13 protein-coding genes are annotated in these 11653 nt (G+C 50.2%); 8 read left to right on the top strand and 5 right to left on the bottom strand.

What is annotated here, in order from left to right; genetic code table 11:
- The 3 genes from ACJHXB_RS20505 to ACJHXB_RS20495 all read right to left on the bottom strand — a co-directional run.
- Positions 1-273 (bottom strand): helix-turn-helix domain-containing protein (locus ACJHXB_RS20505; RefSeq protein WP_001604676.1); only part of this gene is annotated, 273 nt, incomplete at its 3' end.
- Positions 274-492: 219 nt separating this feature from the next.
- The gene (locus tag ACJHXB_RS20500; RefSeq protein ID WP_000921628.1) at positions 493-1695 is read right to left on the bottom strand and encodes a nicotinamide mononucleotide deamidase-related protein YfaY; all 1203 of its coding nucleotides are present in this window, start codon (positions 1693-1695) and stop codon (positions 493-495) included.
- A 99-nt stretch (positions 1696-1794) separates the two neighbouring features.
- The gene (locus ACJHXB_RS20495) at positions 1795-2337 is read right to left on the bottom strand and encodes a YfaZ family outer membrane protein (RefSeq protein WP_001469121.1); all 543 of its coding nucleotides are present in this window, start codon (positions 2335-2337) and stop codon (positions 1795-1797) included.
- Positions 2338-2615: 278 nt separating this feature from the next.
- Between ACJHXB_RS20495 and nudI the strand changes: the two genes are divergently transcribed.
- A complete protein-coding gene (gene nudI / locus ACJHXB_RS20490; RefSeq protein WP_001303598.1) occupies positions 2616-3041 on the top strand; it encodes a nucleoside triphosphatase NudI in 426 nt (141 codons plus the stop codon).
- 38 nt (positions 3042-3079) lie between these two features.
- Here nudI and ais read toward each other — a convergent pair whose 3' ends face one another.
- Positions 3080-3682, bottom strand: coding sequence for a lipopolysaccharide core heptose(II)-phosphate phosphatase Ais (gene ais / locus ACJHXB_RS20485; protein WP_001306469.1), 603 nt, complete (start codon positions 3680-3682; stop codon positions 3080-3082).
- A 307-nt stretch (positions 3683-3989) separates the two neighbouring features.
- Between ais and arnB the strand changes: the two genes are divergently transcribed.
- From arnB to arnF, 7 genes are read left to right on the top strand one after another with little or no spacing between them, the layout of a single operon-like run.
- Complete coding sequence (arnB, locus tag ACJHXB_RS20480) at positions 3990-5129, top strand: UDP-4-amino-4-deoxy-L-arabinose aminotransferase (protein ID WP_001469119.1); 1140 nt, start codon at positions 3990-3992, stop codon at positions 5127-5129.
- 3 nt (positions 5130-5132) lie between these two features.
- Positions 5133-6101 (top strand): undecaprenyl-phosphate 4-deoxy-4-formamido-L-arabinose transferase, encoded by a 969-nt coding sequence (arnC, locus tag ACJHXB_RS20475; RefSeq protein WP_000461657.1) that lies wholly within the window; start codon positions 5133-5135, stop codon positions 6099-6101.
- Positions 6101-8083, top strand: coding sequence for a bifunctional UDP-4-amino-4-deoxy-L-arabinose formyltransferase/UDP-glucuronic acid oxidase ArnA (gene arnA / locus ACJHXB_RS20470; protein ID WP_000860279.1), 1983 nt, complete (start codon positions 6101-6103; stop codon positions 8081-8083). Before arnC ends, arnA begins: the two co-directional genes overlap by 1 nt.
- Complete coding sequence (gene arnD / locus ACJHXB_RS20465; RefSeq protein ID WP_410233533.1) at positions 8080-8970, top strand: 4-deoxy-4-formamido-L-arabinose-phosphoundecaprenol deformylase; 891 nt, start codon at positions 8080-8082, stop codon at positions 8968-8970. The genes arnA and arnD overlap by 4 nt, the downstream gene beginning before the upstream one ends.
- Entirely contained in the window at positions 8970-10622 is a 1653-nt protein-coding gene (gene arnT / locus ACJHXB_RS20460; RefSeq protein WP_000844016.1) for a lipid IV(A) 4-amino-4-deoxy-L-arabinosyltransferase, read from the top strand. Before arnD ends, arnT begins: the two co-directional genes overlap by 1 nt.
- Positions 10619-10954, top strand: a complete 336-nt coding sequence (gene arnE, locus ACJHXB_RS20455) for a 4-amino-4-deoxy-L-arabinose-phosphoundecaprenol flippase subunit ArnE (RefSeq protein ID WP_000638026.1) — start codon at positions 10619-10621, stop codon at positions 10952-10954. Before arnT ends, arnE begins: the two co-directional genes overlap by 4 nt.
- Positions 10954-11340: a 4-amino-4-deoxy-L-arabinose-phosphoundecaprenol flippase subunit ArnF gene (arnF, locus tag ACJHXB_RS20450; RefSeq protein ID WP_000523863.1), complete on the top strand. Its 387-nt coding sequence runs from the start codon at positions 10954-10956 to the stop codon at positions 11338-11340. The genes arnE and arnF overlap by 1 nt, the downstream gene beginning before the upstream one ends.
- Here arnF and pmrD read toward each other — a convergent pair.
- On the bottom strand, positions 11334-11600 hold the full coding sequence (pmrD, locus tag ACJHXB_RS20445) for a signal transduction protein PmrD (protein ID WP_001297080.1): 267 nt from the start codon (positions 11598-11600) through the stop codon (positions 11334-11336). The genes arnF and pmrD overlap by 7 nt on opposite strands.
- Positions 11601-11653: the final 53 nt, after the last annotated feature.

Here is an 11653-nt window from a genome sequence, read left to right as displayed (position 1 = left end):
GAGCCTACGTTCAGAGTCAGTCAACACCTGATTGATCTTTAAAGCCCTGCGGGCTTTTCGCCTTATATCCCCGCCCGCATTGGGCGAGGGTTTACGGCGTTTTTCGCTAAGAAAACGCTGACGCCTGAGTTCATTAAGCAGCAAATAGGCCGTGCTTTTAGGGATCCCCAATGTGTCAATGATCGTCGCAGCACTACAGGGGCCAATGCGGGCAATCAAATTGAGAATATCAATAGCCCGTGTCAGGGCGGGAACTTTGCTTGATTCCAACATACTGGACTCCAGTCTTAGATACTGGAATCAGTCTCGTTGCTCAGGGGGAGTAAAATTGTGAAGCGCATCAAATCCCGCTCCTCGTCCAGCGGACTGGAGAAATTACGCACAAATTTGTGAATTAGCGCACGGATTTTTTCTTATTGAGTACAACAGGTTGGACAAATTTTGCCGGAGGGGGAATGTGCCGGTGCAGTAAACCGGCACAGAGTGGCGGAATCAGACAGATAAAGTCATGGACTCAACAACCTCAATCCAGCCATGCTCACTGGCGATGTCCTGACCGTTTAACCAACGGCGCAGCATATTCAGTGCCATCATTGCGCACACTTCCTGACGGATAGCCAGGCTGTAGCGTGTAGTGCTGAAACGTACACGCAGAGCGAAAGTGCCATCTGGCGTGGCTAGCGCAAAGTTGAGATGCTCGTTCTCGAAACCCGAAACAGCCAGTGCCAGCCCGGCAAAATGGTTGGCCCGCCGTTCTGTAATCCAGTGCGCAGTTTGCGCCAGGGTTTCTTCCTGTGAAGGAACCACTTCACACGCCAGCAATGGAGCACCTGCGCGAGAAAGTTGCAAAGCCAATAAACCGCTGGTGAATTGCTCGCTCAACGTCAGGCTGAACTGGCGGTTTTGCAATTCGCGACTGATCTGCGCGGGCAGTCCTTCGGTGCCTTCGAAAATCACGCTCTGTCCGGCAACACGTTTAACGTCCAGCCACAGTTTTTCCATCGCCTGTTGCTCGCTTGCCGGTCCGGTGAGTTTCAGTTCGATGATAGGCATTGAGGAGCGATAGCCCATTGTTACGCCCGGCGGCAGTTGTAGAGTGTCCAGGCTTTGTGCCAGATCGCTTTCCGAACGACCAAAGGTAGTTAAACGCAGACAAACCGGCGGCTGTGGTAAAGAAAAACGCTCGCGCAGACGCGGCAGGATTTCGTGCTCGACCATCACCTTAAATTCTGACGGTACGCCGGGGGTAAAGAACATCAGGCAACGATTAAGCTGCACGGCAAAACCACAGGCGGTGCCTACCGGGTTATTGATAAATTCAGCACTGGCAGGTAGCTCCGCTTGTTTACGGTTGCTCGGTGCCATTACTCGTCCACGTTCGTGGAAATAGCGTTCCATCTCTTTGAGCCAGGCCTCATGCAGCACCAGGCCTTCACCTTTTGCTGTTGCAGCGGCGAGTGCGCTTAAATCATCACTGGTCGGCCCCAGCCCGCCGTTAACGATCAGCACATCGGCGTGCTGACTCCGTTCGCGAAGAATGGTCACTAAGTCATCAAGGTTATCCCCCACCGTATTGCGGCGAGATAATGGCAACCCCTGATGAAAGAAAAAATCGGCCAGCCAGGCAGCGTTAGTGTCAACGATTTGCCCGTGTAACACTTCATCCCCGGTGGATAACATTTCCACTTTTAACATGGTTATCTCCTGCTTTTGTTATCGAATCACTATAACGCAAAGGGAGATAAGGCGTAGTAAGAAACTGAATGGCGCGGCAGAATTCCGCGCCGGAAGGGATCAGAAACTGGCGTTAACCCCAACATACGGGCCGTCAGCCACTGCGTTGTCGCGGTTACCGTCTTTACCCGACAGATTCAGGTAGCGATAACCCGCCTCAATACTGACTGGACGCATAATGGTGTAACGCGCGCCAGCATTCGCTTCCTCATAACTTTGAATACCGCTGGAGAGCGAATCCGGAGAGTAGTAATACTCGCCAAACAAACGGAAGTTGTTGCCAATTTTCCACTGCAAACCACCTCCTACCGCTGCGGCATAACCTTCATCGCCGTAATTCGGGTTGGTGTAAACGCCTTTTCCGCCAACGGTCGCCATTAACGGCCCGAGAGGCAGATTCAACCCCAGCCCCACGCCCGCGACGTCACCGTCGTCGTCGTTATGTGTCCAGTTACCGCTTAACGCCAGGCCCGTCGATTCAGTCCCAAAACCGACACCAATATTGGTGTATTCTTTACCCGCCTGGCCGCTGATGCTCATTGCATTGACCGATGCAGAAACCAACAGCATTCCGGCCAGACCTGCTAGCGCAATTTTTTTCATTTTCCCCTCTCCCACAAGCAATAAATCAAAATTCCCAAAGCTGCGGGATTGTACTGCCTGGCACAGAGGATTCAATGAGCGAAAAAAGGGATCTAGTCACTTATTGTAACTAAATACTTCTTAAATAATTAAACGCCGAAAAAATAAACACACTTTATCGATACACACAAAAATAATAATAAGTGCAGTTATCATCGCAAAAGAGATTACTGTCACTTTCACATATTTCTGAGTTACCGTATTCTCATGGTTTCTTTTAATTTATAAGGAATACCCCTGTGCGACAACGGACTATTGTATGCCCTTTGATTCAAAATGATGGTGCTTATTTGCTGTGTAAAATGGCCGACGATCGCGGCGTTTTCCCCGGTCAATGGGCGCTTTCGGGTGGCGGCGTAGAGCCTGGCGAACGAATTGAAGAGGCACTACGCCGCGAAATTCGCGAAGAACTGGGAGAACAGCTGCTTTTGACAGAAATCACGCCGTGGACCTTCAGCGATGATATTCGCACCAAGACGTATGCAGATGGTCGCAAGGAAGAGATTTATATGATTTACCTGATTTTTGACTGCGTTTCTGCCAACCGAGAAGTGAAAATAAACGAAGAGTTTCAGGACTACGCGTGGGTAAAACCTGAAGATCTGGCGCACTATGATTTGAATGTCGCCACCCGAAAAACGTTACGTTTGAAAGGTCTTCTGTAATAATGATGACAGCCATTACTGGCTGTCAGATTGAAAATTTAGTGGTTAACGAATTCCCCATCCAGATAAACTTTGCCTTTTTCCACATGCATGACTAAACCATCCAGATAATCAGGTTTAAATGTCGCATCACGCTTATCTTTAGCAATATATGTCAGGCAATGATTATGGGTGAAAATAACGATATTTTTATCAGGCGCTTTGCTTTGTAAGTCCTTAATTGCACTATAAATCTCATTACCGCACTGAAGAAGTCGTTTATCTACCGTCAGCTTTTTACCCGCTGAAAACCAGGTCGCCGACTGAATGGTCCGGACGGTATTACTGGAATAAAGATCGAAATCAGGGATATCAGCACTAAAAGCGTTGCCCAGTTCACGGGCATCCTGGGTACCTTTGACCGTAATACCTGTTTTATCTGACAAGCATTGATTGGTTGAACGATCGCAACGTTCAGCATGGCGAAACAAAACGACAACCGGATGCTGCTGTGCCAGTCTGGCCAGCGTTTTATTGTCGATACGTGGCAAACCATTGCTACTCCAGGCGGCATGAGTACCCAGTCCGGCAATTGCAGCGAGCGCCAGTAAAATGATGAAATATTTTTTTGACTTCAACGAAGAGCGGCAAAAAGCTAACACGTAAACTCCACCTATAGACAAGCGCAACCAGACAATTACCGTGAAATTGAGCGACATTTCTGGCGATAATTAGCAGTTGGTGTAATATTAAAAATCCTGCGATGCCGGCAAAATGCCTCAAAATTTTGCCAAATGCAAAGCCTAAATAAGAAAAAATATAAAAATTTCAATATTTACGTCTAATATTAGTTTCTTAAGGTTAAGTTAATATTCTATCCTTAGAATTTCGCTCCAAATGGCAAAATATACACAACACTCTTTATAGCAAATATAAGTGGACAGGTATTCAATGGCGGAAGGAAAAGCAATGTCAGAATTTTTGCCTTTTTCGCGACCAGCAATGGGCGTGGAGGAACTCGCTGCAGTTAAAGAGGTTCTCGAATCCGGTTGGATCACAACCGGTCCGAAGAATCAGGCGCTTGAACAAGCCTTTTGCCAGTTGACGGGAAATCAGCATGCCATCGCGGTCAGTTCAGCCACCGCCGGAATGCATATCACGCTAATGGCGTTGGAAATTGGCAAGGGCGATGAAGTGATTACGCCTTCCCTGACCTGGGTTTCAACCCTCAATATGATCTCCTTGTTGGGTGCAACGCCGGTAATGGTGGATGTCGACCGCGATACGCTGATGGTCACGCCTGAAACGATCGAAGCAGCCATTACGCCACGCACTAAAGCCATCATTCCGGTGCATTATGCCGGTGCGCCAGCAGATATTGACGCCATTCGCGCCATTGGCGAACGTTACGGCATCGCAGTTATCGAAGATGCTGCCCATGCCGTCGGTACGTATTACAAAGGCCGACATATTGGCGCAAAAGGTACCGCTATTTTTTCGTTTCACGCCATCAAAAATATTACCTGTGCGGAAGGTGGCCTGATTGTTACTGATAATGAAAACCTTGCCCGCCAGCTACGGATGCTAAAATTTCACGGTCTGGGTGTCGATGCCTATGACAGACAAACCTGGGGCCGTGCACCGCAAGCTGAAGTCTTAACGCCGGGCTATAAGTATAATCTGACCGATATTAACGCCGCGATTGCCCTAACCCAGTTAGCCAAACTAGAGCACCTCAACACCCGTCGGCGCGAAATTGCCCAGCAATATCAGCAAGCACTGGCAGCTCTCCCCTTTCAGCCATTAAGCCTTCCCGCCTGGCCGCACGTTCACGCCTGGCATCTGTTTATTATTCGTGTCGATGAACAACGTTGTGGTATCAGTCGCGATGCGTTGATGGAAGCATTAAAAGAAAGAGGCATTGGTACCGGGTTACATTTCCGCGCCGCTCACACACAAAAATATTATCGCGAGCGTTTTCCCACGCTGTCGTTACCGAATACCGAATGGAATAGCGAACGCATCTGTTCGTTGCCGCTGTTCCCGGATATGACCACCGCCGATGCCGACCGCGTCATCACAGCCCTTCAGCAACTCGCAGGACAATAAGCCATGTTTGAAATCCACCCTGTTAAGAAAGTCTCGGTGGTTATTCCCGTTTATAACGAGCAGGAAAGCTTACCGGAATTAATCAGGCGCACCACCACAGCCTGTGAATCACTGGGGAAAGAGTATGAGATCCTGCTGATTGATGACGGCAGTAGCGATAATTCCGCGCATATGCTGGTCGAAGCCTCACAAGCGGAGAACAGCCATATTGTGTCTATTTTGCTTAACCGCAATTACGGGCAACATTCAGCGATTATGGCGGGATTCAGTCATGTTACCGGCGACTTAATTATTACCCTCGATGCCGATCTCCAGAATCCGCCAGAGGAAATCCCCCGTCTGGTGGCAAAAGCCGATGAAGGTTACGACGTGGTAGGGACTGTACGCCAGAACCGCCAGGACAGCTGGTTTCGTAAAACCGCTTCGAAGATGATTAATCGGCTTATTCAGCGCACCACTGGCAAAGCGATGGGTGACTACGGTTGTATGCTGCGCGCCTATCGCCGTCATATTGTCGATGCGATGTTGCACTGCCATGAACGCAGTACCTTTATCCCGATTCTGGCGAATATCTTCGCCCGCCGTGCCATTGAAATTCCCGTGCATCATGCCGAGCGTGAGTTTGGTGAATCCAAATACAGTTTTATGCGCCTGATTAATTTGATGTACGACCTGGTGACCTGCCTTACCACAACGCCGCTACGTATGCTGAGTCTGCTCGGCAGCATTATTGCGATTGGAGGTTTTAGCATTGCGGTGCTGCTGGTGATTTTACGCCTGACCTTCGGACCACAATGGGCGGCAGAAGGCGTCTTTATGCTATTTGCCGTGCTGTTTACTTTTATTGGCGCTCAGTTTATCGGCATGGGATTGCTCGGTGAATATATCGGCAGGATCTACACCGATGTCCGCGCCCGCCCCCGCTATTTTGTTCAGCAAGTTATCCGTCCATCCAGCAAGGAAAATGAATAATGAAAACCGTCGTTTTTGCCTACCACGATATGGGATGCCTCGGTATTGAAGCCCTGCTGGCTGCCGGTTACGAAATTAGCGCCATTTTTACTCATACTGATAATCCCGGTGAAAAAGCCTTTTATGGTTCGGTAGCTCGTCTGGCGGCGGAAAGAGGCATTCCGGTTTATGCGCCAGATAACGTTAACCATCCGCTGTGGGTGGAACGCATTGCCCAACTCTCACCAGAGGTGATTTTCTCTTTTTATTATCGCCATCTTATTTGCGACGAGATTTTGCAGCTCGCTCCCGCAGGTGCATTTAATCTGCATGGTTCGCTGTTACCAAAATATCGTGGTCGCGCGCCGCTGAACTGGGTGCTGGTGAACGGTGAAACGGAAACTGGCGTTACATTGCACCGAATGGTGAAACGTGCCGATGCCGGGGCCATTGTGGCGCAACTGCGCATTGCCATTGCGCCAGACGATATCGCCATTACGCTGCATCATAAGTTATGTCATGCCGCGCGCCAGCTACTGGAGCAGACATTACCCGCCATTAAACACGGTAATATTCTGGAAATCGCCCAGCGCGAAAACGAAGCCACCTGTTTTGGTCGCAGAACACCGGAAGACAGTTTCCTCGAATGGCATAAACCGGCATCCGTGCTGCACAACATGGTGCGTGCCGTTGCCGATCCGTGGCCGGGTGCCTTCAGCTATGTTGGTAATCAGAAATTTACCGTCTGGTCGTCACGCGTGCATTCTCATGCGCCTGCAGCACAGCCGGGGAGCGTGATTTCTGTAGCGCCACTGCTGATTGCCTGTGGCGATGGCGCGCTGGAAATCGTCACCGGACAGGCGGGCGACGGCATTACTATGCAGGGCTCGCAATTAGCGCAGACGCTGGGCCTGGTGCAAGGTTCACGCTTGAATAGCCAGCCTGCCTGCACCGCCCGACGCCGTACCCGGGTACTCATCCTCGGGGTGAATGGCTTTATTGGCAACCATCTGACAGAACGCCTGCTGCGCGAAGATCATTATGAAGTTTACGGTCTGGATATTGGCAGCGATGCGATAAGCCGTTTTCTGAATCATCCGCATTTTCACTTTGTCGAAGGCGATATCAGTATTCATTCCGAATGGATTGAGTATCACGTCAAAAAATGTGATGTCGTGTTGCCGCTGGTGGCGATAGCCACGCCGATTGAATATACCCGCAACCCACTGCGCGTATTTGAACTCGATTTTGAAGAGAATCTACGCATTATCCGCTACTGCGTGAAGTACCGTAAGCGAATCATCTTCCCGTCGACTTCAGAAGTTTATGGGATGTGTAGCGATAAATACTTCGATGAGGACCATTCTAATTTAATCGTCGGCCCGGTGAATAAACCACGCTGGATTTATTCGGTGTCTAAACAATTACTTGATCGAGTGATCTGGGCCTATGGCGAAAAAGAGGGTTTACAGTTCACCCTCTTCCGCCCGTTTAACTGGATGGGGCCACGACTGGATAACCTTAATGCAGCGCGAATTGGCAGCTCCCGCGCTATTACGCAACTCATTCTCAATCTGGTAGAAGGTTCACCGATTAAGCTGATTGATGGCGGAAAACAAAAACGCTGCTTTACTGATATTCGCGATGGTATCGAGGCGTTATACCGCATCATCGAAAATGCGGGAAATCGCTGCGACGGCGAAATTATCAACATTGGCAATCCTGATAACGAAGCGAGTATTGAGGAACTGGGCGAGATGCTGCTGGCGAGCTTCGAAAAACATCCGCTGCGCCATCACTTCCCACCGTTTGCGGGCTTTCGCGTTGTCGAAAGTAGCAGCTACTACGGCAAAGGATATCAGGACGTAGAGCATCGTAAACCAAGCATCCGCAATGCCCGCCGCTGCCTAGACTGGGAGCCGAAAATTGATATGCAGGAAACCATCGACGAAACGCTGGATTTCTTCCTGCGCACCGTTGATCTTACGGATAAACCATCATGACCAAAGTAGGCTTACGCATTGATGTCGATACCTTTCGTGGCACCCGTGAAGGCGTGCCGCGTCTGCTGGAAATCTTGAGTAAGCATAATATTCAGGCCAGCATTTTTTTCAGCGTCGGCCCGGACAATATGGGCCGCCATCTCTGGCGACTGGTGAAGCCAAGGTTTTTGTGGAAGATGCTGCGCTCAAACGCGGCATCGCTTTATGGCTGGGATATTTTACTGGCAGGTACGGCCTGGCCAGGTAAAGAGATTGGTCATGCCAATGCCGATATCATTCGTGAAGCGGCTAAACATCACGAAGTCGGCCTGCACGCCTGGGATCACCATGCCTGGCAAGCCCATAGCTGTAACTGGGATCGGCAAACAATGATCGACGATATCGCACGCGGCCTTCGCACCCTGGAAGAAATTATCGGCCAACCGGTAACCTGCTCCGCAGCCGCTGGCTGGCGTGCCGACCAGCAGGTGATCGAAGCAAAAGAAGCGTTCCATTTGCGCTACAACAGCGATTGTCGTGGGGCGATGCCGTTTCGGCCACTGCTCGAATCAGGAAACCCTGGCACTGCGCAAATTCCGGTGACCTTACCCACCTGGGATGAAGTGATTGGTCGGGATGTGAAAGCAGAAGATTTTAACGGTTGGTTACTCAACCGCATCCTGCGAGATAAAGGCACGCCGGTTTATACCATTCATGCAGAAGTTGAAGGCTGCGCTTATCAGCATAATTTTGTGGATCTCCTGAAACGCGCAGCCCAGGAAGGCATGACATTTTGCCCTTTAAGCGAACTGTTATCAGGGTCGTTGCCGCTCGGGCAAGTTGTTCGCGGAAATATTGCCGGACGTGAAGGCTGGCTGGGTTGCCAACAAATTGCGGGTAGTCGCTGATGAAATCGGTACGTTACCTTATCGGCCTCTTCGCGTTTATTGCCTGCTATTACCTGTTACCGATCAGCACGCGTCTGCTCTGGCAACCCGATGAAACGCGTTATGCGGAAATCAGTCGGGAAATGCTGGCATCCGGCGACTGGATTGTGCCCCATTTGTTAGGGCTACGTTATTTCGAAAAACCCATTGCCGGATACTGGATTAACAGCATTGGGCAATGGCTATTTGGCGCAAATAACTTTGGTGTGCGGGCAGGCGTTATCTTTGCGACCCTGTTAACTGCCGCGCTGGTGACCTGGTTTACTCTGCGCTTATGGCGCGATAAACGTCTGGCATTACTCGCCGCAGTGATTTACCTCTCATTGTTCATTGTCTATGCCATCGGCACTTATGCCGTGCTCGATCCGTTTATTGCCTTCTGGCTGGTGGCGGGAATGTGCAGCTTCTGGCTGGCAATGCAGGCACAGACGTGGAAAGGCAAAAGCGCAGGATTTTTACTGCTGGGGATCACCTGCGGCATGGGGGTGATGACCAAAGGTTTTCTCGCCCTTGCCGTGCCGGTATTAAGCGTGCTGCCATGGGTGGCGACGCAAAAACGCTGGAAAGATCTCTTTATTTACGGCTGGCTGGCGGTCATCAGTTGCGTACTGACGGTTCTCCCTTGGGGACTGGCGATAGCGCAGCGGGAGCCTGACTTCTGGCACTATTTTTTCTGGGTTGAGCATATTCAACGCTTTGCACTGGATGATGCCCAACATAGAGCTCCGTTCTGGTACTACTTGCCGGTCATCATTGCCGGTAGCCTGCCGTGGCTGGGATTACTCCCCGGAGCACTGTACGCAGGCTGGAAAAACCGCAAGCATTCCGCAACCGTCTATTTGTTGAGCTGGACGATAATGCCGCTGCTGTTTTTCTCCGTCGCTAAAGGCAAATTGCCCACCTATATTCTTTCCTGCTTTGCACCTCTGGCAATGCTGATGGCGCATTACGCTTTGCTGGCAGCAAAAAATAATCCTCTGGCGCTGCGGATTAATGGCTGGATTAACATCGCTTTTGGTGTCACTGGCATTATTGCCACATTTGTGGTCTCCCCATGGGGACCAATGAACACGCCAGTGTGGCAAACCTTCGAGAGCTATAAAGTCTTTTGTGCCTGGTCGATTTTTTCGCTATGGGCATTTTTCGGCTGGTACACCTTAACAAACGTCGAAAAGACCTGGTCTTTTGCCGCGCTTTGCCCGCTGGGGCTGGCGTTGCTGGTAGGATTTTCAATTCCTGACAGAGTCATGGAAGGAAAACATCCGCAATTTTTTGTCGAGATGACACAAGAATCACTTCAGCCAAGCCGCTATATTCTTACTGATAGCGTCGGTGTTGCCGCAGGTCTGGCATGGAGCCTGCAACGCGATGACATCATCATGTATCGCCAGACAGGTGAGTTGAAATACGGCCTTAATTATCCGGATGCGAAAGGGAGATTTGTCAGCGGTGATGAGTTCGCAAACTGGCTTAATCAACATCGTCAGGAGGGGATTATTACACTCGTGCTTTCGGTTGACCGCGATGAAGATATCAACAGTCTCGCCATTCCGCCCGCAGATGCCATCGATCGTCAGGAGCGTCTGGTGCTGATTCAGTATCGTCCCAAATGATCTGGCTAACATTAGTCTTTGCCAGCTTGCTTAGCGTTGCCGGGCAGTTGTGTCAGAAACAGGCAACCTGCTTTGTGGCGATAAACAAACGGCGCAAACATATCGTGCTGTGGCTGGGACTGGCGCTGGCTTGTCTTGGTCTTGCCATGGTGCTCTGGCTGCTGATCTTGCAGAACGTACCGGTAGGCATTGCCTACCCGATGTTAAGTATGAATTTTGTCTGGGTGACGCTGGCTGCAGTAAAACTGTGGCACGAGCCGGTATCACTGCGTCACTGGTGTGGGGTGGCATTCATTATTGGCGGCATTGTGATCCTCGGGAGTACCGTGTAATGGGCCTGATGTGGGGATTATTCAGCGTCATTATCGCCTCCGCTGCGCAATTAAGCCTAGGTTTTGCGGCGAGTCATCTGCCGCCGATGACGCACTTATGGGATTTTATCGCGGCGCTGTTAGCTTTTGGCCTGGATGCCCGGATACTGTTACTCGGGCTGCTGGGTTATCTGCTTTCCGTTTTTTGTTGGTATAAAACGCTACATAAACTTGCGTTAAGCAAAGCCTATGCCTTGCTCAGTATGAGCTATGTGCTGGTATGGATTGCATCAATGATACTTCCCAGCTGGGAAGGAACTTTTTCGCTGAAGGCACTACTGGGAGTTGCTTGTATTATGAGCGGGTTGATGTTGATTTTCCTGCCCACGACAAAACAACGTTACTGAGTTTTCCCTGCCGCTGTACACTGCCGTTCCCACTCATCGGGGCTATAACTGCTTGCCGAGAGGACTTTCACCGTATGCAGCTTTTCACGATTAATACAATAAAGCGCATTCTGCAAAGGGGAGAGTAAATCCCCCACTTTCACGGCGAAGTCACTCTTCACTTCGGCGATCATTTTTATCGCGCCGCCAGCATCGCAGAGCATAAGTACATGTCTGTTATCTTGTTTATTGCAGCACGATTTTTTGACCAGCCATTCCATTGCATTATCCTGTTTGCTAAGAGTTTTCACATCAATTTACAGATTAACAGATA

It is taken from the genome of Escherichia sp. WS3227_2 (assembly GCF_046486495.1).
Taxonomy (GTDB): domain Bacteria; phylum Pseudomonadota; class Gammaproteobacteria; order Enterobacterales; family Enterobacteriaceae; genus Escherichia; species Escherichia coli.
This window is presented reverse-complemented; position numbering and strand designations above follow the sequence as displayed.